At 53.9% G+C, this 23,331-nt stretch carries 23 protein-coding genes and 1 riboswitch; of the genes, 4 read left to right on the top strand and 19 right to left on the bottom strand.

The window, feature by feature from the left end; translation table 11 throughout:
• Positions 1–56 precede the first annotated feature (56 nt).
• Positions 57–1,760, bottom strand: coding sequence for a fumarate hydratase (locus MKY86_RS08755; RefSeq protein WP_076082879.1), 1,704 nt, complete (start codon positions 1,758–1,760; stop codon positions 57–59).
• A 104-nt stretch (positions 1,761–1,864) separates the two neighbouring features.
• Between MKY86_RS08755 and yfbR the strand changes: the two genes are divergently transcribed.
• Entirely contained in the window at positions 1,865–2,509 is a 645-nt protein-coding gene (gene yfbR / locus MKY86_RS08750; RefSeq protein WP_083685579.1) for a 5'-deoxynucleotidase, read from the top strand.
• A 228-nt stretch (positions 2,510–2,737) separates the two neighbouring features.
• On the opposite strand, the gene thiH is transcribed toward yfbR, so the two are convergent.
• The 6 genes from thiH to MKY86_RS08720 form a co-directional block, all read right to left on the bottom strand.
• The gene (gene thiH / locus MKY86_RS08745; protein WP_076082887.1) at positions 2,738–3,859 is read right to left on the bottom strand and encodes a 2-iminoacetate synthase ThiH; all 1,122 of its coding nucleotides are present in this window, start codon (positions 3,857–3,859) and stop codon (positions 2,738–2,740) included.
• 28 nt (positions 3,860–3,887) lie between these two features.
• Positions 3,888–4,652 carry a thiazole synthase gene (locus tag MKY86_RS08740; protein WP_076082891.1) on the bottom strand — a complete coding sequence of 255 codons (765 nt, stop codon included), beginning with the start codon at positions 4,650–4,652 and terminating at the stop codon, positions 3,888–3,890.
• 30 nt (positions 4,653–4,682) lie between these two features.
• Positions 4,683–4,886 carry a sulfur carrier protein ThiS gene (gene thiS, locus MKY86_RS08735; RefSeq protein WP_076082896.1) on the bottom strand — a complete coding sequence of 68 codons (204 nt, stop codon included), beginning with the start codon at positions 4,884–4,886 and terminating at the stop codon, positions 4,683–4,685.
• Positions 4,883–5,557 carry a thiamine phosphate synthase gene (locus MKY86_RS08730; RefSeq protein WP_076082901.1) on the bottom strand — a complete coding sequence of 225 codons (675 nt, stop codon included), beginning with the start codon at positions 5,555–5,557 and terminating at the stop codon, positions 4,883–4,885. The genes thiS and MKY86_RS08730 overlap by 4 nt, the downstream gene beginning before the upstream one ends.
• A 120-nt stretch (positions 5,558–5,677) precedes the next feature.
• Positions 5,678–5,781: riboswitch (TPP riboswitch) on the bottom strand.
• 55 nt (positions 5,782–5,836) lie between these two features.
• On the bottom strand, positions 5,837–6,373 hold the full coding sequence (locus MKY86_RS08725; protein WP_143803847.1) for a hypothetical protein: 537 nt from the start codon (positions 6,371–6,373) through the stop codon (positions 5,837–5,839).
• 251 nt (positions 6,374–6,624) lie between these two features.
• Positions 6,625–7,497 carry an SDR family oxidoreductase gene (locus tag MKY86_RS08720; RefSeq protein ID WP_076082909.1) on the bottom strand — a complete coding sequence of 291 codons (873 nt, stop codon included), beginning with the start codon at positions 7,495–7,497 and terminating at the stop codon, positions 6,625–6,627.
• 303 nt (positions 7,498–7,800) lie between these two features.
• Between MKY86_RS08720 and MKY86_RS08715 the strand changes: the two genes are divergently transcribed.
• Positions 7,801–8,331, top strand: coding sequence for a GNAT family N-acetyltransferase (locus tag MKY86_RS08715; protein WP_076082912.1), 531 nt, complete (start codon positions 7,801–7,803; stop codon positions 8,329–8,331).
• A 248-nt stretch (positions 8,332–8,579) separates the two neighbouring features.
• Here MKY86_RS08715 and MKY86_RS08710 read toward each other — a convergent pair whose 3' ends face one another.
• The 5 genes from MKY86_RS08710 to citZ all read right to left on the bottom strand — a co-directional run bounded on the left by MKY86_RS08710 (position 8,580) and on the right by citZ (position 14,039).
• On the bottom strand, positions 8,580–9,830 hold the full coding sequence (locus MKY86_RS08710; RefSeq protein WP_076082915.1) for an S-layer homology domain-containing protein: 1,251 nt from the start codon (positions 9,828–9,830) through the stop codon (positions 8,580–8,582).
• A gap of 181 nt (positions 9,831–10,011) precedes the next feature.
• Positions 10,012–10,437, bottom strand: coding sequence for a hypothetical protein (locus MKY86_RS08705; protein ID WP_076082918.1), 426 nt, complete (start codon positions 10,435–10,437; stop codon positions 10,012–10,014).
• Between the two features lie 49 nt (positions 10,438–10,486).
• On the bottom strand, positions 10,487–11,428 hold the full coding sequence (gene mdh, locus MKY86_RS08700) for a malate dehydrogenase (protein WP_076082921.1): 942 nt from the start codon (positions 11,426–11,428) through the stop codon (positions 10,487–10,489).
• A 100-nt stretch (positions 11,429–11,528) separates the two neighbouring features.
• The gene (gene icd / locus MKY86_RS08695) at positions 11,529–12,824 is read right to left on the bottom strand and encodes an NADP-dependent isocitrate dehydrogenase (RefSeq protein WP_036725590.1); all 1,296 of its coding nucleotides are present in this window, start codon (positions 12,822–12,824) and stop codon (positions 11,529–11,531) included.
• 102 nt (positions 12,825–12,926) lie between these two features.
• On the bottom strand, positions 12,927–14,039 hold the full coding sequence (citZ, locus tag MKY86_RS08690) for a citrate synthase (protein ID WP_036725592.1): 1,113 nt from the start codon (positions 14,037–14,039) through the stop codon (positions 12,927–12,929).
• Positions 14,040–14,430: 391 nt separating this feature from the next.
• Here citZ and ytvI point away from each other — a divergent pair, with 391 nt between their 5' ends.
• On the top strand, positions 14,431–15,546 hold the full coding sequence (gene ytvI, locus MKY86_RS08685; protein WP_076082924.1) for a sporulation integral membrane protein YtvI: 1,116 nt from the start codon (positions 14,431–14,433) through the stop codon (positions 15,544–15,546).
• A gap of 690 nt (positions 15,547–16,236) precedes the next feature.
• Here ytvI and MKY86_RS08680 read toward each other — a convergent pair.
• From MKY86_RS08680 to MKY86_RS08670, 3 genes are read right to left on the bottom strand one after another with little or no spacing between them, the layout of a single operon-like run.
• Positions 16,237–16,635: an FxsA family protein gene (locus MKY86_RS08680; RefSeq protein ID WP_036695825.1), complete on the bottom strand. Its 399-nt coding sequence runs from the start codon at positions 16,633–16,635 to the stop codon at positions 16,237–16,239.
• Between the two features lie 29 nt (positions 16,636–16,664).
• On the bottom strand, positions 16,665–17,144 hold the full coding sequence (locus MKY86_RS08675) for an acyl-CoA thioesterase (RefSeq protein WP_076082988.1): 480 nt from the start codon (positions 17,142–17,144) through the stop codon (positions 16,665–16,667).
• 55 nt (positions 17,145–17,199) lie between these two features.
• Positions 17,200–18,381 carry an MFS transporter gene (locus MKY86_RS08670; protein WP_076083010.1) on the bottom strand — a complete coding sequence of 394 codons (1,182 nt, stop codon included), beginning with the start codon at positions 18,379–18,381 and terminating at the stop codon, positions 17,200–17,202.
• 102 nt (positions 18,382–18,483) lie between these two features.
• Between MKY86_RS08670 and MKY86_RS08665 the strand changes: the two genes are divergently transcribed.
• Entirely contained in the window at positions 18,484–19,227 is a 744-nt protein-coding gene (locus tag MKY86_RS08665) for a G1 family glutamic endopeptidase (RefSeq protein WP_083685585.1), read from the top strand.
• Between the two features lie 134 nt (positions 19,228–19,361).
• Here the strand turns inward: MKY86_RS08665 and pyk are convergent, their stop codons facing one another.
• The 4 genes from pyk to MKY86_RS08645 form a co-directional block, all read right to left on the bottom strand.
• On the bottom strand, positions 19,362–20,786 hold the full coding sequence (gene pyk, locus MKY86_RS08660) for a pyruvate kinase (protein WP_036725599.1): 1,425 nt from the start codon (positions 20,784–20,786) through the stop codon (positions 19,362–19,364).
• Positions 20,787–21,160: 374 nt separating this feature from the next.
• On the bottom strand, positions 21,161–22,162 hold the full coding sequence (locus tag MKY86_RS08655) for an acetyl-CoA carboxylase carboxyltransferase subunit alpha (RefSeq protein WP_076082927.1): 1,002 nt from the start codon (positions 22,160–22,162) through the stop codon (positions 21,161–21,163).
• A gap of 1 nt (position 22,163) precedes the next feature.
• Entirely contained in the window at positions 22,164–23,057 is an 894-nt protein-coding gene (gene accD / locus MKY86_RS08650) for an acetyl-CoA carboxylase, carboxyltransferase subunit beta (RefSeq protein ID WP_076082930.1), read from the bottom strand.
• An 84-nt stretch (positions 23,058–23,141) separates the two neighbouring features.
• The gene (locus tag MKY86_RS08645) at positions 23,142–23,330 is read right to left on the bottom strand and encodes a hypothetical protein (protein ID WP_036725605.1); all 189 of its coding nucleotides are present in this window, start codon (positions 23,328–23,330) and stop codon (positions 23,142–23,144) included.
• Between the last annotated feature and the right edge of the window lies 1 nt (position 23,331).

Below are 23,331 nucleotides of genomic sequence, written 5' to 3'. Positions count from 1 at the left end.
GTCTATGGACATTACTCTCGTCCATGGCTGACGCTGTTTCTTTGTTTGAGGTCCTGTTACTTAAACACCGGTTCCCGGAACTGGGCCAGCTTGGCGGCGGAATCCTTCTCGACATCGGCATGCAGGCTGTTGCCGTGGGCATCCATGGTCACAATTGCTGCGAAGCCGTCCACCTGTAAATGCCACATCGCTTCAGGAATACCGAATTCCATGAAGTCTACCGCGTTGACCTTCTTGATACATTCTGCGTAATACTGCGCTGCACCGCCGATTGCGTTAAGGTAGACCGCGCCGTGCTCCCCTAAGTCTTTTAGGGTCTTGGGTCCCATACCGCCTTTGCCGATTACGGCGCGGATACCGAACTTCTTAATAATATCGCCCTGATACGGCTCCTCGCGGATACTGGTCGTCGGGCCAGCCGCCTTCACATGCCAGCCTTCATCATCCTTCAGCATGACCGGGCCACAGTGATAGATGACAGCACCGTTCAGATCGACAGGGGTATCGTGATCCATGAGGTACTTGTGCAGGGCATCGCGGCCGGTGTGCATCTCGCCGGAGAGGATCACCACATCGCCGACGCGCAGGCTGCGGATATCCTCCTCACTGATCGGTGTGGTCAGGCGGATCTCGCGCGAGCCGCCTGAGCCGGCGGAAGCTGCCGCAGCCGGTTCAGATGCTGCCTCATTCCCTGAGACGGCCGCATCCGAAGCTGCTTCACCCGTCCCGGATACAATAGCCGGTGCCGCAGGAATCGTAGCATCCTCTGGCACCACGCCGGAAGCTGTCCGGTCTGCCGCAGCTACACCCACAGGTTCAGCAACAGGCTGCGGTGCAGCTTCCCCCTCAACAGATATCCCGGTGCCGCTCTCATACAGCCAATCCTGAATGTCACCGGTAGCCGGATGAACCAGAATGCCCTGGCGGCGGAAGGCCCAGCAGTTGTAGGCTACGGAGACAAAGAAGCTGGCAGGCAGCCTGTTCATTACTCCGATTTTGCAGCCCAGCAGCGTCACTTCACCGCCGAAGCCCATCGTGCCGATTCCGAGCTTGTTGGCATTCTCCATAATGTAATGCTCCAGCTTGCCCAAATCTTCATTAGGATTCACATCCTCAACCTTGCGGAACAGTTGCTTCTTCGCCAGCTCATAGCCCGTGGTACGGTCGCCGCCAATGCCTACACCAATGAATCCTGCGCTACAGCCCTGGCCCTGCGCCTGGTACACGGAATGCAGGATGCACTTGCGGATACCGTCGAGGTCGCGTCCGGCTTTGCCGAGTCCCTCCAGCTCTGCCGGAAGGCTGTACTGGATGTTTTTATTCTCGCAGCCTCCGCCCTTCAGGATCAGCCGGACGTCAATGCTCTCTTCCTCCCACTGCTCGAAGTGAATCACCGGAGTCCCTGCCCCCAGATTATCCCCGCTGTTCTCGCCGGTTAGCGAATCTACGGAATTGGGCCGCAGCTTCCCGTTCTTCGTAGCGCGGATAATTGCGCTGTGAATATCCTTCTTCATCTCTATCTGATTCACGCCCACCGGCGTATGAATGATAAAAGTCGGCATCCCCGTATCCTGGCAGATCGGCGATATTTGCTGCTCCGCCATTCCGATATTCTGCGCTATCGTGGTTAGTGCCAGTCCGGAGCGTGTCGCCCGGTCTTCCAGCGCCCGCCCTCTGGCCACTGCCCGGCGCACATCGCCCGGCAGGTTCGTGGAGGTCTCTACAATCAAATTATAAATGCTCTCTTCAAAATGCTGCATCTTCCTTCAGTCTCCTCTCCATCTGGTTCAAGCGGCCCTAACTCTGGTACAATTAGTTACTATAATAGCACATTAAGCTGCTCATGAAAGGGGTTACTTCAAAATTGAACTACCATTTCTCCGCCTATCTCTACCGGCTGCAATATATCCAGCGCTGGAGCCTCATGCGCAGCACCGCCCCGGAGAACGTGGCGCAGCATTCGTTCCAGGTCGCCCTGCTGGCGCACATGCTGTGCACCATCGGCAATGCCCATTTCGGCCGGTCGCTGAACGCCGACCGCGCATCCACGATGGCGCTGTTCCACGACGCCACCGAGGTCTTCACCGGCGACATCGCTACGCCGGTGAAGCATAACAACTCGCGTCTGCTGTCGAGCTTCCGCGAGATGGAGCAGGTGGCCGCCGACCGGCTGGCGGCCATGATCCCGCCGGAGCTGAGCGCAGTCTATGCGCCGCTCCTGCAACCGCACTCCAGCCCGCCCGGCTCCGAGGATGCCGGACTGCTCCGCTACGTCAAGGCCGCGGATGTGCTGGACGCTTACCTGAAATGCGTCTGGGAAGTCGCCGCAGGCAACCGCGAATTCGCCGCTGCCAGGGAGCAGACTGCCGCGAAGCTGCATGTACTGGAGATGCCTGAGATGGAGTATTTCCTTAAACACATGGCTCCGGGCTTCGAAATGTCGCTGGACGAGCTGTCTTCCAGCGCAAGTCAGGGACAGTCTGCCGGAGAGCCTGAATCTATAGAGTAGATAGAGTACGTTCCGGCCCACGTGCCTTCACTATAGAAGGAGAAGTCAGCACGCGTAGCCTATAACCCTTATACAATGCAAATAACCCGCCATGGCGGGTTATTTGCATATGGTCAGCTTAAGTTAGACTCCTCGGTTAGTCTGATCAGGTTAAGTTAAGCTCGGTTTGCCTAGTCTGGTTAAGTTACATTCAGTTTGGACACATCCAGCTAAGCCAAATCAGCTTGCCTACCTCAAGCCAACCGGCTCGGACAGGATATCCCAGTCCTTGAATACCGGCTGGAGTCCTTGCGAGCGCAGCATCTCGGCCATCTCGTTCACGCTGCGGTTGTCCGAAATTTCAAACTGCGGTGTTCCCCCTTCCAGGGAATGTCCGCCCACTTCGGTGGATACCCCTGCGGACATCTTCGTGATGCCGAGCTGGACCAGATGATCGCGCAGAGCGGCAGGCTCGCGTGTGGATAGTGAGATGCCGGAGCGCGGCAGAAATAGGCGGTAGGCGAGAATGATCTGCACCAGTGCACGGTCGGTTACATCACTTGCGGGATTGAATTCGCCTAAGTACGGCCGGAATCGGGGAGTCGACAGCCCGATTTCGCATTCCGGGTACTTGTCCTGCAGATACCTCGCATGCAACGCAGTTGCCAGCGCCTCCTGGCGCCATTCGTACATGCCGAGCAGAGCTCCGATATTTACCGAACGGAAGCCCGCCTGACAGCCCCGCTCGGGAGCATCCAGCCGGTTGCGGTAGACGCGTTTGGGTCCTTTTACATGCAGCGAACGATAAGTCTCCTGGTGGTAGACCTCCTGATAGAGCGTCAGACCGTCCACACCGGCTTCTCTGAGCTCAGCATATTCTGCTGTCGAGAGCGGATTCACTTCAATGCTGACGGAGGAAAAATAGCGGCGCAGCACATTCACGCAGTCCCTCACATAACCGGCCGGACTGTCATTCCGGGATTCTCCGGTCAGGACCAGAATGTGGCGCAGGCCCGTGGCTGCGATGATCTCTGCTTCCCGGGCGACCTGCTCCAGCGTCAGCTTTTTACGCGGAAAATCATAGATAGAACTGAAGCTGCAATACGTACAGTGATTCACGCAAAAATCAGCCAAGTACATCGGGGTAAACAGCTGCATCACATGGCCGAAATGCGTACGCGTTAACCGGTGCGCCTTCTGCGCCATCTCCTCCAGATAAGGCTCCGCTGCCGGAGACAGCAGGGCCATCAGCCCCTCTTCATCGACCTGGTCAGCACGAAGCGCGCGCTTCACATCCTCTGCCGTATACCGGCTCCATAGCGTCCCGTAAGGAAGCTGCTCCAGCCGGGTCATCGTCTCATAAAAGCTCATAACCGTTCTCTCCTCCCTATTCCATCTGTCAGGCCAAGAACCCGGTCAACGGTGAAGAGGCTGCCGCCGTCTCTTCCACAGGCCCCAGTCCGGCGAGATAAGCCTTGCGCCCTGCGGCTACCGCGTCACGGAAGGCTTCTGCCATCAGCAGCGGATCTGAGGCGGTGGCAATCGCTGTATTAAGCAGCACCGCTGCGGCCCCCATCTCCATCGCCTCAGCCGCCTCGGACGGTCTGCCGATTCCGGCATCCACGATCACCGGCAGATTCGTCTCGGAGATCAGAATCCGGATCAGTTCCTTGGTCTGCAGTCCGCGGTTGGACCCGATCGGCGCTCCCAGCGGCATCACGGCCGCAGCCCCCGCTGCCTTCAACCGCAGGGCGGCGGACAGGTCAGGACTCATATACGGAAGCACCACGAAGCCCTCTGCTGCAAGGATCTCGGTCGCCCGGATGGTCTCGGTATTATCCGGCAGCAGATATTTCTGGTCGTTGATGACCTCAATCTTCACCCAGTTCCCCAGCCCCGCCGATCTCGCCAGCCGGGCAATCCGTACTGCTTCCTCTGCGGTGCGCGCACCGGAGGTATTAGGCAGTAAGGTCATATGGGAAGGAATATGGCTGACAATATTGTCACTGCTCTCCGGGTCCACCCGGCGCAGAGCAACGGTAATGACCTGTGAGCCTGATCGCGTAATCACCTCGGGAATGAGGGTGTTGCGGCTGTATTTTCCGGTACCAATGAACAGTCTGCTGGTTAGAGTCACTCCGCAAATCATCAATGGATCTTGCATGTTAACGCCTCCTGGAATAAGTCTTCTTGTTTAGCCTCCGCCTACAAAATGAACCAACTCCACCCGGTCCCCCTCGCTGAGCAGTGTCTCTCCATAAACCTCTCTGCCGGCAAGCTCACCGTTCAGCTCGACAATCACCAGCTTACCGGCCCACTCGGGCCGGGACAGCAGATCCTCCAGTGTCCGGCAGCTCTCTTCAATTCTATGCCTCTTCCCGTTAACGGTCACATTCATGCCTGTTCACCTCCTGCTGTGCCCTGTGTTTGAGCCATATCCAGCGCTTCAGCCAGCTCTGCTGCCCTGTGGACCGCTTCCCTGTAAGCCCGGGCCGCTGCCACCGGGTCCGGGGCTCCACAGATCCCCGACATGACAGCAATGCCAGCCGCCCCTTGGGCCAGCACCACTCCGGCATTGTCCGGGGTAATCCCTCCAAGCGCAATCAGCGGGATGCAGCTCCAGCGGACGGCCTCTGCCAGCTGCGCAAGTCCGCGTGCCTGCTGTCCGGGCTTACAGGCCGTCGGGAATACATGCCCGTAGAGGCAGAAGTCTGCTCCCTGCCTTCCAGCCTCCGCCGCCTCTTCCCGCGAGTGTACCGATCTGCCGATCCGCAGGTCCGGTGCAAGCCCGCGTGCTGCGGCTGGCTGAAGGCTATGCCAGGCCAACTGTACACCGCCTGCCCCGGCGGCCAGGGCAACATCAATCCGGTCATTAATGACCAGCTTCGAAGGCGGAACCCCGGCCTGAAGCATCTGCTGCGCCGCCGCCAACAGTTCCCGGGCGGGCATGGCTTTTTCCCGGAGATGGATATAATCCACTATAGAATGTACCGCCACGGCCCAGTCGGCCAGCGCTTCAGGCGGCAGCCGCCCGTCTGAGATGACATGAATTTCGTGCAACACGTCCACCTTCCTCTCCTCAGCGCTACGCTGATCCCTACCTTCAAACACAAAAAAGACCGCTCCCCGTAAAGGAAGCAGTCTGGAATAAAAGCAGGAATACCGGTACTAGCCGTATACCCCCGCTGCATTATTCGTTCTCCACTTCCCTACGCTGGTATAAACCAGATCAGGTTCAAAGGGTCCGGACAACTTACGCCCGTCTCAGCCTTGCGGCACCCCTAGTGATCGTTCTATGCGGTTGTTTCGTCTTGCTTGTTGTATATTAGCATATTATTTCTGTCAGGGCTATTCTTTCGTAGATTTTACTTCAATTACAAAAACCACGGATGAACTCCCTTCTGAAAATTTACCATCCTCGGTTGTCCAGAATGCTGATATGCCGTAGTAATAAACGCCATGTTCTTTTGGAGCATTAAAAGAGCCGTTCTTCAATGGAATTTGCACTTCTTTATCATCGACAAATTGCTGAACGGTTAACCCGCCGGGTGCCGGTTTATAAGTAAAAGCAACATCAATCCCCCCCTCAGGGGCTATAACAGTGGGAGTAACCCCCTGTACCATGGATTGTCCTCCTGTATAATCCGCACATCCTAATTTTCCCCAGCAATAGCTGCCTTGGGTAACCGGAATTTGGGTTTTTCCGGAAGTAACAAGGGGTAGCGGTGGCGATTCCTGTGTAATTCTAATCCCAATGCTTTTTGCATTTCCTTCCAATCTTGTATTTGCCACAAGTCTCCCTGCAAAAGGAGTCAAATAAATGAACACTACCAGAAAAACTAAAATCCCCGCTGCAGATAGAATGAATCCTTTTTTTCTAAGCATCCCAATCCCCTTTCATATCAAATTATCTAAATAGACGGAAATATATTGTAATAGTTACAAGCGCTGAAAAAAAGCCTGCCGGCAAGCGGTTAGGCTTTTTTAAAAGAGAATTTATATGTTGCACACGATAACTTATCCTTCTATTTCTCGCTGAAACGGTACTGTCCTTTAAAAGGACGGCAAAGCCGTTTCCATTTGCTTTCTGAAGATGTCGATTAAAGAATCTGCATCCAGATCTTATTCTGCACCCATCATCCGTTCACAACCTCGCCGCCGTTCACATGCATCACCTGTCCGCTCACATAGGAGGAATCGTCCGAAGCCAGGTACACATACGCCGGTGCCAGCTCTTCAGGCTGTCCCGGGCGCTTCATCGGCTGGGTGCCGCCGAACTCACTGACCTTCTTAGCGTCAAAGGTTGACGGGATCAGCGGGGTCCAGATCGGTCCGGGCGCTACCGCATTCACGCGGATGCCCTTATCCGCCAGATTCATCGACAGTGACCGGGTGAAGCTGAGAATGGCTCCCTTGGTGGACGAATAGTCCAGCAGCTGCGGGCTGCCGCGATACGCCGTGATGGAGGTGGTGTTAATGATCGTAGCACCTTTTTTCAGATGAGGCATGGCGGCCTTGGTCAGATAGAACATGGAGAAAATATTCGTCCGGAACGTACGCTCCAGCTGCTCCGCCGTAATGTCCTCAATATGATCCTGCGGATGCTGCTCCGCCGCATTGTTGATTAGAATGTCAAGCTTGCCGAGTCCTTCAACGGTTTGACGAATCAAGCTCTGACAGAAGCATTCGTCCCCGATATCCCCGGCGATCAGAATACACGTTCTGCCCTCCTGCTCCACCTGGCGCTTGGTCTCTTCCGCATCCTCATGCTCGTTCAAGTAGGAGATCACCACATCCGCGCCCTCCTTGGCAAAATGAACGGCAACCGCACGCCCAATCCCGCTGTCGCCTCCGGTAATGAGCGCAGCCTTGCCCAGCAGCTTGCCTGCTGCCTTGTACGCTGGTGTCTCAAACTCCGGAAGCGGGTTCATCTCACTCTCAATTCCGGGGCGCTGATCCTGCACCTGCGGTGGTAAAGTTTTGACAGGTTGCTTGCTAGTGTCTGGCATAATCCATTCTCCTTTCGCTGTCCACAGTATTGTTGATCAATCATGTTAGCATGGCTTAAGGTCTGGTGTTTATGCATCAGGCAGTGTGCCTGCTTGGCTCTACGTTATGTTACTTACCACACTTGGCAGCCGCCCAAACAAGTAATCTTCGTTCAACGGTTCCTATAGCGGAACGATAGTCAGTGAGTAACGAACGTTTCCAAAAAGAATATTATCTATATCCGCTAAGGGGAATGACCTATACTTTGTGGGGAACAACGGCAAGATCGTATTGAAATTATACTAGCAGGAGGGTATCGCACAATGAATGCAAGAATAACCTTATCTCCGGTCACCCCGGATGATATCGATTTCATCACAGATCTGGAAACCAATGCTTCGCTCTGGCCCTTCGAGGATATGCTTCCAACCGACAAGGAGGCCGTCCGGAAGACTGTGGCGGAACGAATCCAGAGCGACTGGCATAGACAATTCCTGATCCGGCTAGCCACTCCCGAAGCAACCCCTGTAGGGGAACTGAGTATACACTGGTATGTAAAAGAGCGCGAGAGCTGGGAGCTGGGCTACAGCCTTTTCCCTGAATACCGGGGGCAAGGCTATTGCACCGAAGCGGCGCAGCTGGCCTTGAAGCTTGCTTTTGAAGAATGGAAGGCCCACAGAGTTGTGGCTATGTGCAATGAATACAATACCTCATCCATCAAATTGCTGGACAGGTTAGGCATGGTCCGCGAAGGCGTATTCCGGGAAGAAATACACTGGAACAACCAGTGGGTGAACCAATACTTTTATGCGATACTGGATCGGGAGTACCGGGCGATTACCGGGATACGATAAACGCACGGCCTACGCGGTGCGCCCGGTCCAATTGTGTTCGGTTTTTCGATTACATTCGGCCTACGTGGCGCGTCCGGTCCAATTGTGGACATTCTGTTTTTAGGCACATTGCTCATTTTCATGCTGGAGCTGCGCCTTGAAAGACATGTTTGTTTTCGCATACATCGGGTCGATATCTCTTCATAGCAGTACATCGCCCCTCATGACAAGACCTCACTCCTTGGGATAGCGGCCTTATTTCCAGAACTCTATTCATCTTCCTTCACAATTGCATCCTGAACCTTACCCGCACCCGTAACCTTTGTTGACATATTCAGAATCGCCTGCATCACCGTTGTCCCTTCATCCAGCTCTATCTTACCCCCTGTTGCAGTGGCAGCGGTCTTAAGCGTGCGTATGGAGCCTTGTTGCAGGTGGAGGACGGGTCCCTTGGCTTCAATGTTCACATCTCCGAAATTGCCGTTAAGCGTCACTACGATCCCGGCTGCAAGGCCGGATGGCAGATCAATATCTGTGAACCCTTCTCCGGTACCCTCCCCCTCTTCCAGATTTACACCGGACTGTACCGACAATGCCTTCACCCAGGTTGTACCTTCGGTGACCAGGCGGGCAGTTCCACTATTCTTCTGCACAATCACTTGGTTCATGGTTGTGTTTTTGAGCTGCACTGAGGGATCTCCGCTGCCCTGTATGATGACCTTGCCTAGTACTTCAACACTGTCCAAGTTCACCTCTCCGTTGCCGATTCCTTCCTCCAGGACCAGGTCTCCAAAAATCTTCAGATTCTGCAGCAGTACATCATAGCCGGATACAGTGACATTGTTATAGTATTTGATGGCTCCTGGTTCAAAGCTTCCAAGCCCCTCAGAATGGCTGATAGTTACACTCTGCAAGCCGCCGCTTGTGACATTGTAGTAATCCAGCAGTGCAATCGCTTCGGCCCGGGTCATCGCCTGTTCTGGAGCAAACCGCCCGTCCGGGTACCCCTTCATTCCTCCGTCATTGATCAGTGCAGCGACATCGGCTTCACTCCAGCCTGCAATCTGATCCTTATCGCTGAACATGGATAATACCTCCGTGCTTCCCGTCTCAAAATACATCATTCTGCTCACCATAATCGCCGCCTCCTGGCGCATAACGGGATCGCCCGGACGAATCGTGCCTCCGTAACCCTTGATGATGCCCACTTCCAGCGCTTTCGAGATTTCTTCGTATGCCCAGCCCGTCTTAGGCAGATCGCTGAAATCAGCCTTCACCTTGCTCTCAGCCGTCAGCCCGGCCAACTGGTTGATTAACGCGATAAATTCCGCTCTAGTGATCGCCTGATCCGGCCGGACTGACCCGTCCGCGAATCCCTTCAGCCATCCCTTTTCCAGCCAGCGGCTCATCTGCTTCTGCGCCCAGTGTCCTTCATAATCGGCTGCCGCAGACATATGCCCGGCTGAACCCAGCAGCAAGCCCAGACTCAGCCCGACCGTTACTAATTTTCTTCCTATCATTACTGCGCTCACTCCTAAGTATGTATGTGATGCCAAATGAACCAAGCACCTAATCACAGTGTAGCGGAATACATAGCCGTTGGGAACAATATCCAACCATGTGCATCCAGACATGCGAAACAGCCCTGGAGGCCGAGGCTTCCAGAGCTGTTATCACACTGCCCATCCGGCAGCAGGTTATTTAGATAATTGTGTTGTAGACCATGAAAAAGATCATGACGACCAGCGAGACCATCAGCAGCAGACTCATGGTACGGATCTTGGCAGTCTCCGCAGAGACATCGCGGTTCTCTCTCATGCCTGCCGCAGCAAGGCGCAGTGGCTTGGTCATAATCCCGCCGAACGCGAACATAGCCAGCAGAAGCACCGTAACAATGATCATCCAAGGTACAGAATACTCGCCCTTAGTCATCATGTAGCCGCCGGTCAGCAGCTGAATCACCAGCCCGTATTGGGCAAAACGGTTGAATCCGCCGATTGCACTGAGCGTGCCTTCCTTCGCCGGGGAGGACAGCTTAGCCGTCCCGCTTAAGATAAACGGCAGCACCAGATAGAAACCGAGTGCCAGCGTCCCGATCATGTGCAGAAAAAAGAAAATATGACCCATTGTAATCTCCTCCAATTTTGAATGTGAGGGCTTCGGCAGATTGCCGGGGTTACATGGTTACAGAGGAAGTCACCGCGCGGACCGAATCAGCGGACTGGTCGAGTGCCACCTGTTCCTCCGCCGTAAGCTCCAGTTCAAAAATCCGCTCAATGCCCTCCGCTCCCAAAAGCGCAGGAACTCCCATGAACAGGTTCTCATAGCCGTATTCACCCTCAAGCAGAGCGATTACCGGTATGATCCGTTTCTTGTCCTTGAGAATAGCCTCCGCCATCTGGACCAGGGATGCTGCCGGAGCATAGTACGCGCTGCCGTTCCCAAGCAGGCTGACAATTTCACCGCCGCCCACACGGGTACGCTGCACAATCTCTGCGATGCGCTCTGCCGGGATAAGTGTCTCGATCGGAATACCGCCTACGCTGGAATAACGCACTAACGGCACCATATCGTCGCCATGGCCGCCCAGCACGAATCCGCGCACATCCTCTACCGATACATTCAGCTCCTGAGCGATGAAGGTGCAGTAGCGGGCCGTATCCAGCACCCCGGATTGCCCGATGACGCGGTTCTTGGGGAAGCCGAGCGCATGATAGGCCACGTATGTCATCGCATCCACCGGATTGGTCAGTATGATCACAATGGACTCTGGGGCCACGCGCTTCACATTCCCGCAGACCGATCTGACGATATTCGCATTGGTATTGACCAGATCCTCACGGCTCATGCCGGGCCCCCGGGCAATCCCTGCGGTAATAATAACGATGTCAGAATCCGCTGCGTCCTCATAGCTCGAAGTTCCGGTAATTTGAGCATCGAAGTTCTGCACGGGTCCCGCTTGGAGCATATCCAGCACCTTGCCCTTGGTAGGATTCTCAAGATGAGGAATGTCAAGCAGCACTACATTGCCAAGCTCCTTCTGGGCAAGCATAAGCGCCGTGGTCGCGCCGGTGAATCCGGCACCTACGACAGTGATTTTTGAACGTTTGATCGCCACGGTAGCCCTCCTAACCTGATGATAGTCTGAAGGCGGCCTACATAGATATAAGCTACACGGATGTGCAGCTTATATCTGTAGTATTTACCGGCCCGGCCTCTTACAGATGGTTGATGATCTCGTCAGCAAAAGCAGAGCATTTCAGCTCAGTCGCGCCTTCCATCTGGCGGGCAAAGTCGTAAGTAACCGTCTTGTTGTTAATCGCCGTACTCATTCCCTGGTAGATCAGGTCAGCCGCTTCCTGCCAGCCCAGATGCTCAAGCAGCATAACGCCGGAGAGAATAACAGAGCCCGGATTCACTACATCCTTGTCAGCATACTTAGGTGCCGTACCATGTGTAGCTTCGAAAATAGCATGTCCCGTAATATAGTTAATATTCGCTCCCGGAGCGATACCGATGCCGCCAATCTGGGCAGCCAGTGCGTCGGAGAGATAGTCACCGTTCAGGTTCAGTGTCGCAATGACATCGAAGTCTGTCGGGCGTGTCAATACCTGCTGGAGCGCAATGTCGGCAATGGCATCCTTCACGATGATCTTGCCTGCTGCTTCGGCTTCCTTCTGGGCAGCATTCGCAGCCGCTTCACCGTCGCGTTCCTTGATGACATCGTACTGGTTCCAGGTGAAGACCTTATCGCCGAACTCCTGTTCAGCCACTTCATAGCCCCAGTTCTTAAAGGCTCCTTCAGTGAACTTCATGATGTTGCCTTTGTGTACCAGGGTCACGCTCTTGCGTCCGTGCTTGATCGCATACTCTACTGCTGAACGAACAAGGCGTTTCGAGCCTTCCTCGGATACAGGCTTAATACCGATACCGGATGTTTCCGGGAAGCGGATTTTGTTCACGCCCATTTCCTTCTGCAGGAATTCGATCACCTTCTTCACTTCGGCAGAGCCTTCCTGATATTCAATACCAGCATAGATATCCTCTGTATTCTCACGGAAAATAACCATATCCACCAGCTCAGGATGCTTCACCGGAGAAGGAACGCCGTCGAAGTAGCGCACCGGACGCAGACATACGTACAGGTCAAGCTCCTGGCGCAGCGCAACGTTCAGGGAGCGGATACCTCCTCCAATCGGAGTGGTCAGCGGGCCCTTGATGGCCACAATGTACTCACGGATCGCTTCCAGCGTGTCGTTCGGCAGCCATTCACCATATGTATTGAAGGCCTTCTCGCCGGCAAACACTTCGTACCACGCAATTTTCTTCTTGCCGCCGTACGCTTTCTCTACAGCTGCATCCAGCACCCGCTTGGAGGCTTTCCAAATGTCACGGCCTGTCCCGTCACCCTCGATGAATGGAATGATCGGCTGATCCGGAACCAGCAGCTTGCCGTCTTCGATTGTAATTTGTTCGCCTTCTGTGGGCAGATCGTATTGTTCCAGTTTCAACATTTGTAGATATTCCTCCTAAAAGTATGATGTATAAGCATTCATATCATTCATTGTACTAAAGGGGTAGAGCAGCCCGCAAGGGCCGCCCTCCCTGCCGTCCTGTTATCGCTCGTCTACAGGGACGTACTTCATGTCGGACATACCTGTATATTCCGCACGCGGACGGATGATACGGTTGTCTTCGTACTGCTCCAGAATGTGCGCCGTCCAGCCCGAAGTGCGGCTGATCGCGAAGATCGGGGTGAACAGCTCCCGTTCAATCCCCAGCTGTGTGTAGACCGATGCCGAATAGAAGTCGACGTTTGGTTTCAGCCCCTTTTGGCTGGTGATCAGCTCTTCCACCTTGACCGACATGTCATAGAGACTGGTATCATTCTTCATCGTGCCCAGCTCGCTGGACATCTTCATCAGGTGCTTGGCGCGCGGGTCGCCGTTCTTGTAGACACGGTGTCCGAAGCCCATAATCTTCTCGCGGCGCTCCAGCTTGCCCTGGATATACGGCTCCACCGCGTCCAGGCTGCCGATCTCCTCAAGCATCTTCATTACAGCTTCATTCGCCCCGCCATGCAGCGGCCCCTTAAGCGCCCCGATCGCTGAGGTCACACCGGAATAGATGTCAGACAAGGTCGCAACCGTTACCCGTCCGGCAAAAGTCGAAGCATTCAGCTCATGGTCGGCATGCAGCACCAGCGCCGTATCCAGCGCCTTGACGGATACCGCATCCGGCTCTTTTCCCCACAGCATGTAGAGGAAGTTCTCGGCGATGGTCAAGCCTTCCTTGGGAGCTACCGGCTCCAGGCCTTTGCGGATACGTGCCAGTGCGGCAACTACGGTCGGAATCTGCGCCTGCAGCTTCAGCGCCTTGGTCTGGTTCGCTTCCTTGCTCATATCATCGGCGGCTTCATCGTACAGCGCCAGACTCGATACGGCAGAGCGCAAAGCGGCCATGGTGTTGGCTTCCTTGGGATACAGCTTCATTTGGGTGAGCACCTGCTCCGGGATCGGAGCGTGAGCGCTGAGGTCGCGCCGCAGAGCTTCAAGCTCCGGCACCGTCGGCAGACTGCCGAACCACAGCAAATAAGCGGTCTCCTCAAATGTGGCATGGTCCGCAAGATCGTCAATATCATAGCCGCGGTAAGTGAGCACTCCATCTACGATAGAGCTGATTGAGGAGGTCGTTGCAACAATGCCTTCAAGTCCTTTAGTAGCTGTCATAGTATCTCTCTCCTTTGCCAACAAGAGTGTATAGTGCCGCTTCAAATCTCATGTAAACATTTACATTTCCAAGTATTTCAACTCTCTCAGAAAAAAAGCTTCAGGACCGGCTCAGAAGATTGCAACTAAATTTCTGCTCTTTAACCTTTAATTATCATACCGGATTTTGACGGTTATGTGAACAACGTGGAAGCTTTACAGGACATCAAATGATTTTATCGGAGGGATAGAAAAAAACGAACGAAAAACCTGTTTCATGAACGCGCTTCCAGGTTATGGATATGCCCGCTGTCTGCCCTTTTCTAGCGTTAATAGTCTTTTCACACCCCCTATGAATATATATAAGACGAGCCGTTGTTTCTGGAATCCGCCAGAGTAGGAGGGACCTAAGATCGATACACTTGTGCTTAAAAGATTGCTGCGCGGCCTCTGGGTCGTGCTTGCCGCCGGCCTGATTCTGCTGGCTGTATATGTACTGCTGCCGCTCCTGTACCCCCTGCTGATCGCCTGGCTGCTGGCTTATCTAATGCATCCGCTGGTCCTGATCCTTAAGGGGATGAAGCTCCCCGGCTGGCTCGCCGTCTCCCTCTCGCTGCTGTTCTACATCGGAGGCATTGCTCTTGTCCTGACCGCACTCATCACAAGGCTGGTCAAAGAGCTGATCGGGCTGCTCCAGACCTTCGATCTTCATACCGATCAGTGGCGGGAACTGCTGCTGTCCCTGAGCCGTAATGCCAGCATTCAGAATATTATTAACCAAATCAACCAGTTTTACCACGACAACCCGGGTTATCATGCCACCATTGACAGCAATATCAACCGGACCACTGAAACGGTCGGCCAAGCCGTCACGCAGATGATCACCGGATTCTTCAATATCATCCTGAAGCTGATCTCCTCGCTGCCGAGCCTTGGCACCATTCTGATTGTCATCGTATTGGCCGCCTTCTTCCTGAGCACCGGCTGGGAACGGCATAATGCCAAGCTGACTGCATGGCTCCCAGCCCCGCTGCTAAGACCGGTGTCGGAGATCTGGAAGGATCTGCGCAAAGCGCTGTTCGGCTACATCCGCGCCCAGCTGGTGCTGATCTCCGTAACGGCGGTAATTGTGATCATTGGCCTGCTGCTGCTGGGGGTCAAATCAGCCTTCGCCATCGGCCTGACCATCGGTATCGTCGATCTGATTCCTTATCTGGGTGTCGGTATCGTCATTCTGCCCTGGGCCTTGTATTCATACATGACCGGGAACATGGCGCTGGCCATCGGGCTGCTGGTGCTCTACGGCATCATCCTGATCACCCGTCAGGTACTGGAGCCCAAGGTACTCGCCAGCAGCATCGGCGTCGATCCGCTCGCCATGCTGATCGGCATGTTCGCCGGCCTTCAGCTGATGGGCATGCTCGGCCTGATTCTCGGCCCGGTGCTGCTCGTTATTCTCGACGCATTCGCCCGCGCCGGCGTATTCCGCGCCCTGCGCACTTATATCCTCAGCGGCAGGCTGCATTAGGGGGCCGCGTTCGAAACTAGTTGAGCGTAGCGAATCATTAGCGATAAGTGTAGTCTGTGCAACTAAAAACAGCGAAACGGAAGGCTTTCCGCTTCTAACTGTAGTTTGTACAACTACATTTGCCCAAATGGGCAAAAATCCAGGTATAGAGGCATTTTAATTGTACGAAATACAGCTAAACAGAGCTTCGTTGGTACATCCGGCGATTTAGTTGTATAGTCTGCAATTAAGCCTACCTCTTGCATCCTAATCGGGGCGTGGTAAACCCTCAGTAAGCAATTCTCAAAAATAATTCTCACACTTATAAATCTGGTGAGCTATTAGTTGGATAAACGTATCTTATTTGGGAGATTTCAGAGCTTTTTGGGGTAGCAGTTGGAATACCGTCACTTAATTTTACGAACATCCGCCCCTGGGAAAAATTTCAGACTAATAAGTGTTGTTTTTCCAACTAATACTTGAGAATGCCTCTTGCGCACATCAGTAAGTGTACAATATCCAACTGTTTGCGACCGTTGCTGCTCCTCCCACACAACTCCCTGACACCAAAAAGGCCTCCAGCCGCAGCACCTGCAACTGAACACCTTCTGACAAACCTGATTACTCCGTAGTGCTCCTAAGTAACCTTACACTGCTTACTATTCCTTCGTACCGCCAGCAACCGCCCGCCTGCTCTGCATCTCTACCCGCTTACCTGCGGTAAAAGGTGAACGTGCCGTTCTTCATCTTCTTCTCGATCCATTTCAGCAGAAAAACCCGGTAAAGCGGCCGGGTCAGCGGAAATACCAGAGTAAAGCCGATCAGATCCGTGACAAACCCCGGCAGAATCAACAGCAGGCCGCCGAAGAAAATACATAAGCCGTCCAGCATGGTCCGTCCGGGCACCCGTCCCTCCTGCATATGTGTTCTGCTGTCCTGCAGCACTTTCTTGCCTTCGAACCGCATCATTAGCAAACCGATGACTGAAGTAGCCAGCATGATCAGCAGCGTCTTGGGCGCTCCAAGAAAACTTGAGACATAGATGAAACCGAATAATTCCACGGCCGGGACTGCAAATAGGGCAGCCCACAGCCATTTGTTCCTGATCATACTGCTCCTCCTTCTTCTTTACGTTAACGCTATTCTTCTTCCTTCAGCGCAGCCAGGATGGTATGGAACAGCTCAGGCTGTGCCCTGTCGATCCGCACCGGCCTCCATTCCCCGTTCAGCCAGACATGGCTCGTCGAGCCGCTGACCAGAAGCTCGCCTGCGGTCCGCTCCTGCTCTTCCTGACCCGCCGCCATCCTGCAGATTTCATATTCATACACAACCCTCAGAGCCGAGAAGGTCGTTAACCGCGCATACACGGTAATAAGATCATCATATCGCGCGGGGCTTTTAAATTGCAAATCTGCAGAGGTTACCGGCAGCAGCAGACCGAGTCCCTCCAGCCTCTTGTAGTCGAAGCCCAGCTCACGGAACATCTCCGTACGGCCGCACTCAAACCAGATCAAATAGTTGGCATGATAGACGACGCCCATCTGGTCGGTCTCCTGATAACGTACACGGATGGAGGTACTATGCCAGCGGCTGGCCCATCCAGGTTGATGCGGATTCATATTCATACTCATGCTCCTTTCTAAAAATACAGTCTACCCGGCAGCCAGCAGTCCGCTAAGCGCCGACACCGCCGGATGCAGACTTCAGCGGCAGCTTGCGGCGGGAGCTTCGGGCAACATAGAACAGAAGGGCTGCGCCCGCAGCTGCACTAATCATACAGGAGAGGTTCATCAGTCCGACCCCGCCCTGATTGAGCAGCATCCCGTTCAACAAATTGCCCAGAATCCCGGCTAACCCGGAGAATACGATGTTAAACACACTTTGCCCGGTCGCCTGCATCTCCGCTGAGGTAATCTTCGATACATATTCAACCGCCGCGATATAAAAGAACCCGAAGGAGAGGCCGTGAAGCACCTGTACGCCGATCATGACGGAAGGGTACGGGAAAGCCACCTGAATCCCCCAACGCAGCACATAGATCAGCGCACCTAGTAGCAGCGTCCGCTCCATCCCCATTCTGCGTATCACCTTGGAGGCGAAGAACATAGAAGGCACATTGGTAATCGACGCCAGGAACAGGGCGATTCCGGCAGTGCCGGTCGATCCGCCGACCGACTGGAAGGCAATGACAAAATAAGTCCCGAAGGCCGTCATGGTCTGGTTGACCAGAAAGCTTCCGCCTAAGAAGGCCAGGAAGATGCGGTTGCCGAGCAGTTTTTTGATCCCCTGGGAGAAGGACTGGCTCATCATATGATTCTCCTCCGCCTGCTTGGGAAGGGTGAAAGCAATCACTACAGCGACGCAATTCAACAGCAGAAACGGCAGCCAGATGGTCGATACAGAGAACTTGGATACATACTGCCCCCCCGCAATGGCCCCTACGGCGGCGCCTATGCTCATCATCATGCGGATGCTGCCGTAAGTGGCTCCGGCCCTGTTCGCAGCCGCTATGGCGTACGAGTCGGCTATAGGCGCCTGTGTAGAGGAGAAGATCGTGGACACGGTGTACACCAGCATCAGCACGATGAAATATTCCGAACGGTACAGGACCGCAAGCACCGCCGGAACCGCCACGCTCAGAATCAGCACCAGCCGCGCCTGGTTATACCGGTCGGAGACCATTCCCCATAAGGGCTGGACACAGATGGCGATCAACGTACCTATAGCCATCAGCACGCCGATCTGGCTGACTTCAAGTCCGTTCGATTTCAGCAGCAGCGAGAGGTAGGAGCCGAAGGAGCCTCCGGCCAGTCCCAAAAATAGATAGAACCCGCGCAGCTTTGTTATTTTTTCCATGGGGATTACAAGTCCTCTCTCATTCTTTTTAACAGAATACCCAACCTTCATAGCCGCCTGCTGCATTAAATAGAGCACAACCTATTATGAGGCGGTGGACAAGTGGGCCAAGTCAATAGATTAACACGAAGCAAACCCTGTCTGAAGGATAAACTTAATACGGGCAGAGCCGCCAGTTCAGGCTTCGGCTGGACCTCAAGCAACTGGAGCGGTTATGCCATTTCCGGCAAAAAAGGCAGCTACCGGCAGATATCCGCCGACTGGATCGTCCCTTATGTAAAGCCTACGGTAAAACCTACGTTCTCCTCGGCCTGGATCGGCATCGACGGCTTCAAGAACAGCAGCCTGATTCAGACGGGCACCGGCCATGAGTCGGTGAACGGAAAAGTCCGGTATTATGCCTGGTGGGAGATTCTCCCCGCCTCCGAAACCGTAATTCCTCTTCCCGTCTCTCCCGGCAACCATATGCGCGCTTCCATCGTCAAGCTGAGTTCCGGGAAATGGTGCATCACCCTGCGCAATCTCAGCAAATGCTGGGTCTTCCGTACCGTACAGCGCTATAACGGACCGCAAAGCTCGGCCGAATGGATTGTCGAAGCGCCGCAGGTGGGGTTCGATATCGCTCCGCTGTCCAAGTTTTCCACAGTCTGCTTCACCTGTTGCCAGGTCAATGGACGCAGCCCCAGACTAAAGGTCTCCGACGGCGGCATTATGATCCAGAATAAGAAGCTGCTGGCCGTGCCTTCTCCTCCGCGCTCTTGCGGAAGCGCCTTTTCGGTCAGACGAATCTATCATAAAAGTCCTCCTGCTGTGTATTCCAGGAACCCTATTTATACGACTCCCTGACCTGCCGTCCTGTTCCAGACACTCAGGTCCAATATATCCATTTGCATGATCGATATCAAAAAAGAGCAGCGGCAATCAAGCGCCACTGCTCTTATCATTATATCTTATTCGTGCTGCAGAAGCTCTTCCAAATCCTAGTCGGCTGGAATCGTATCTACCTTCACCAGGTTAGTGGAACCGGAACGTCCAAGCGGGATACCTGCAGTGATGACTACAAGATCGCCAGCTTTAACCAGACCGGAAGCTTTACCGCCGTTAAGAGCTGTTTCCAGCAATTCGTCAGTAGAATGAGCTTCAGGGCCGAATACAGGAGTTACGCCCCATACCAGCGCCAGCTGACGCATGGTTCTTTCCTGGGTGGTAACAGCAATGATCTGTGATTTAGGACGATATTTGGAAACCACGCGTGCAGTGTGGCCAGTTACCGTTGAAGAAATGATCGCTTTAGCATTCAGATCCAGAGCGGAGATCGCTACGGATTGGCTGATCGCTTCAGTTACAGTAGTTTCTTGAGCAATCTGCTGCTTCATGAAGATCTCACGGTGGTTCAGAGCAGACTCTGCTTTCTCAGCAATACGGGACATAGTCAGTACGGATTCAACCGGATATTTCCCGGCAGCAGTCTCACCGGACAGCATGATTGCATCAGTTCCGTCGAAGATTGCGTTCGCTACGTCACTTGCTTCAGCGCGGGTTGGGCGCGGGTTGCGCTGCATGGAATCCAGCATTTGGGTAGCTGTGATTACCGGTTTGCCGGCGATGTTACATTTCTGAATCATCAGCTTCTGTGCCAAAGGTACATCTTCAGCAGGGATTTCTACACCAAGGTCGCCACGGGCAACCATCAGGCCGTCGGATACTGCCAGGATTTCATCCAGGTTATCGACACCTTCCTGGTTCTCGATCTTGGAGATGATCTGGATGTGGGAAGCATCATGCTTCGCAAGCAGTTCACGGATTTCCAGAACGTCGCTGGCTTTGCGTACGAAAGAAGCGGCAATAAAATCAATGTCCTGTCCGATCCCAAAAATGATATCATTGGTATCTTTTTCCGTAATACCCGGCAGGGAGATGGATACTCCTGGTACGTTAACACCCTTCTTGCTCTTGATCGTACCGCCGTTAACAATACGGGTCTTGATTTCGGTGCCTTGAATGTCGACAACTGTAAGGCCGATCAGGCCGTCGTCGATCAGGATCGTCGATCCTACTTGAACATCGTTAGGCAGGTTGTTGTAAGTGATGGAGATACGGTTGTGGTCGCCAAGGATCTCTTCCGTAGTCAATGTCAGATACTCATCCTGAACCAGTTCAATCGGTTCTACTTCCAGCTTGCCTGTACGAATCTCCGGTCCTTTGGTGTCGAGCAGGATGGCAACAGTCTTGCCAAGTTCCTTGGATGCTTGACGGATCGTGTTGATCCGGGCTCCATGCTCATCAAAATCGCCGTGGGAGAAGTTCAGACGGGCCACATTCATACCAGCCAAAATCAATTTTTTGATATTCTCCAACGATTCACTTGCAGGTCCGATCGTACATACAATTTTACTTTTCCGCATTAGGTTTTCCTCCGTTTTTTCGTTCTCTCTGTCTCATCTTTTCCAACTACAAAATCTACTATAAGGCTTGCTCTTTGTATAGGAACTTTATCACATGTAAAGACATGCACGTTTTATTGCGCCCTTATGAATATTACTGCATGTTGAACACAAAATCAATGTTAGTGCCTGTTTTTGCTGTAAATTAAAGTCGAATAATATAGGATGGCCGATAAAAGAAAAACCATCCCGCAAGAAGCGCAGGATGATTAGAATGGGAATAAATGTATAACCGGTCTTGTCCTATTCGCGGCCTGGAATAAGCTGGAATGTGTTAAAAAGTGCAAACCGGCGGTACCGGCATTGCCGCTAATTCCCCGGAGAGCATCTCCTGCTTACTCTACAATTTGCGCTTCATCCTGATCGGCATCCTGCTCCAGCACCGCCTCGGAAAACTCGCCGATTTTGCGGAATTTCAGGTAACGGTCTTCCTTCAGCGCCGCCGCATCCATACCGGACAGCTCCTGCAGGTGACGCCAGACTGTGTCCTTAACCGCCTCCGCCGCAGCTTCGTAATCCCGGTGTGCACCGCCTCTGGGCTCCGGAATAATCTCCTCGATCACTTCCATCTCCAGCAGATCGGTGGCCGTAATCTTCATGGCCTCTGCGGCCTGCTCCGCCTTGGTGGCATCCTTCCACAGAATCGACGCTGCACCGTTAGGGGAGATCGCCGAATAGATCGCATTCTCCAGCATCAGCACACGGTTGCCGACAGCCATCGCTAAGGCTCCGCCGCTGCCGCCCTCGCCGATAATCACGCAGATGACCGGAACGGCCAGCTGGGACATCTCGAACAAATTGCGGGCAATCGCTTCCGATTGTCCGCGTTCCTCTGCGGTATTGCCCGGGTAAGCCCCCTTGGTGTCCACAAAGGTGATGATCGGACGGCCGAACTTCTCCGCCTGCTTCATCAGGCGCAGTGACTTGCGGAAGCCTTCCGGATGGGCGCTGCCGAAGAAGCGCAGAATATTCTCCTTCGTATCCTTGCCGCGCTGTTGACCGATGACAGTTACAGGCCGGCCGTTCAGCTTGGCGATTCCGCCGACTACAGCAAGATCGTCACCGTACAGGCGGTCACCATGCAGCTCGATAAAGTCCGTGAAGATAAGCCCGATCAGATCCAGCGAGGTCGGGCGTACGTGATGCCGGGCCAGATGCATCTTCTGGGCCGGGGATATATTGGAATAGATCTCATTCTCCAGCTCGCTGTAGCGCTCCTCAAGCCGGGCTACCTCATCGCTGAAATCAATGCCCTTCTCTTCGCCGAACTGCTTGAGCTCGGCGATTTTTTTGCGCATTTCTACCAGAGGCATTTCAAAAGGCATCTCTCCTGCCAACCTAAAATCCCCCTTTCACATCATGCAGCTCCAGCAGCTTCGTGAGTGTGGAGCGCATTTCCTTACGGTGCACGACCAGATCCAGCTGTCCGTGCTGCAGATTGAACTCTGCCGTCTGGAAATCCTCCGGCAGCTTCTGGCGGATCGTCTGTTCGATGACAATCCGTCCGGCAAAGCCGAAGACCGCTCCCGGCTCGGCAATAATAATATCGCCCAGGCTGGCAAAGCTCGCCGATACCCCACCGGTGGTCGGATCAGTAATGACGGAGATATACAGGCCGCCCGCTTCACTGAACCGGGCCAGCGCGGCACTTGTCTTCGCCATCTGCATAAGACTGAGAATGCTCTCCTGCATTCTGGCCCCGCCGGAGGTGGAGAAAATAAGCATCGGCAGTCCCCGCTCTGTCGCTTCTTCTACCGCTCTAGTAATTTTCTCTCCAACCACAGATCCCATGCTGCCTGTGAAGAACTCAAAGTTCATCACGGCTACAATCACCGGATGTCCGCCGATGCTGCCCTGGCCGGTGATTACAGCCTCAACCTGTCCGGTTTTGGACTGCTGCTGCTCAAGCTTGGAAGCATAGCCGGGGAACTTCAGCGGATCAATGGACGCCATCTCGCTGTCGAACTCAATGAACCCTTCCGGATCAAGTATCATCGCAATCCGTTCGGTTGCATTCAGACGCATATGATAGCCGCAGGACGGGCATACTTTCAAATTCTTCTCCAGTTCCTTGCTGTACTGGATTGTTCCGCATTTGGCACACTTGCTCATTAGGCCTTCGGGAATCTCCCGCTTGGGGCGCTCGCCTTCTGCCGGTCCGCCGCTTCGCTCCAGACGCTCTGAAGGAATAGTCGCGTACTTCCGTTTTTTCTGAAATAAATCTTTGAACAAGGGTCGCACCTCTTCAGCCGTTTATTTGCGTAAATAGCAGCTTGCCGCTGTCATGAATGTTCTTGAATCTCTACGCCATACTCTTCAGGGATGCAGGATCAGATTGAGGACCTCCTGCACTTCTTCAAGCTCTCCCGAAGGAACCAGAATCTCAAACTGCTGCTTGGACATATTGATGGGACGGCATTTAATCAGAAATCCTTCTTCCGTAAGCTTCCTCTCAATCATCTCCGCCACTTTGGCGGTCGGCGCTATATAGATTACCGTCCACATG

The organism is Paenibacillus sp. FSL R7-0333 (assembly GCF_038000365.1).
In the GTDB taxonomy this organism is placed as follows: domain Bacteria; phylum Bacillota; class Bacilli; order Paenibacillales; family Paenibacillaceae; genus Paenibacillus_AQ; species Paenibacillus_AQ silagei.
This window is presented reverse-complemented; position numbering and strand designations above follow the sequence as displayed.

Excerpts from the sequence above, each read along its gene's own strand:
- citZ (WP_036725592.1), bottom strand. The coding sequence starts at position 14,039 with ATGACAGCTACTAAAGGACTTGAAGGCATTGTTGCAACGACCTCCTCA.
- MKY86_RS08705 (WP_076082918.1), bottom strand. The coding sequence starts at position 10,437 with ATGGGTCATATTTTCTTTTTTCTGCACATGATCGGGACGCTGGCACTC.
- thiS (WP_076082896.1), bottom strand. The coding sequence starts at position 4,886 with ATGAATGTGACCGTTAACGGGAAGAGGCATAGAATTGAAGAGAGCTGC.
- MKY86_RS08725 (WP_143803847.1), bottom strand. The coding sequence starts at position 6,373 with ATGCTTAGAAAAAAAGGATTCATTCTATCTGCAGCGGGGATTTTAGTT.
- pyk (WP_036725599.1), bottom strand. The coding sequence starts at position 20,786 with ATGCGGAAAAGTAAAATTGTATGTACGATCGGACCTGCAAGTGAATCG.
- thiH (WP_076082887.1), bottom strand. The coding sequence starts at position 3,859 with ATGAGCTTTTATGAGACGATGACCCGGCTGGAGCAGCTTCCTTACGGG.
- MKY86_RS08645 (WP_036725605.1), bottom strand. The coding sequence starts at position 23,330 with ATGTGGACGGTAATCTATATAGCGCCGACCGCCAAAGTGGCGGAGATG.
- icd (WP_036725590.1), bottom strand. The coding sequence starts at position 12,824 with ATGTTGAAACTGGAACAATACGATCTGCCCACAGAAGGCGAACAAATT.
- MKY86_RS08680 (WP_036695825.1), bottom strand. The coding sequence starts at position 16,635 with ATGATCAGGAACAAATGGCTGTGGGCTGCCCTATTTGCAGTCCCGGCC.
- MKY86_RS08715 (WP_076082912.1), top strand. The coding sequence starts at position 7,801 with ATGAATGCAAGAATAACCTTATCTCCGGTCACCCCGGATGATATCGAT.
- MKY86_RS08740 (WP_076082891.1), bottom strand. The coding sequence starts at position 4,652 with ATGCAAGATCCATTGATGATTTGCGGAGTGACTCTAACCAGCAGACTG.
- MKY86_RS08710 (WP_076082915.1), bottom strand. The coding sequence starts at position 9,830 with ATGATAGGAAGAAAATTAGTAACGGTCGGGCTGAGTCTGGGCTTGCTG.
- MKY86_RS08720 (WP_076082909.1), bottom strand. The coding sequence starts at position 7,497 with ATGCCAGACACTAGCAAGCAACCTGTCAAAACTTTACCACCGCAGGTG.
- MKY86_RS08755 (WP_076082879.1), bottom strand. The coding sequence starts at position 1,760 with ATGCAGCATTTTGAAGAGAGCATTTATAATTTGATTGTAGAGACCTCC.
- MKY86_RS08670 (WP_076083010.1), bottom strand. The coding sequence starts at position 18,381 with ATGGAAAAAATAACAAAGCTGCGCGGGTTCTATCTATTTTTGGGACTG.
- MKY86_RS08675 (WP_076082988.1), bottom strand. The coding sequence starts at position 17,144 with ATGAATCCGCATCAACCTGGATGGGCCAGCCGCTGGCATAGTACCTCC.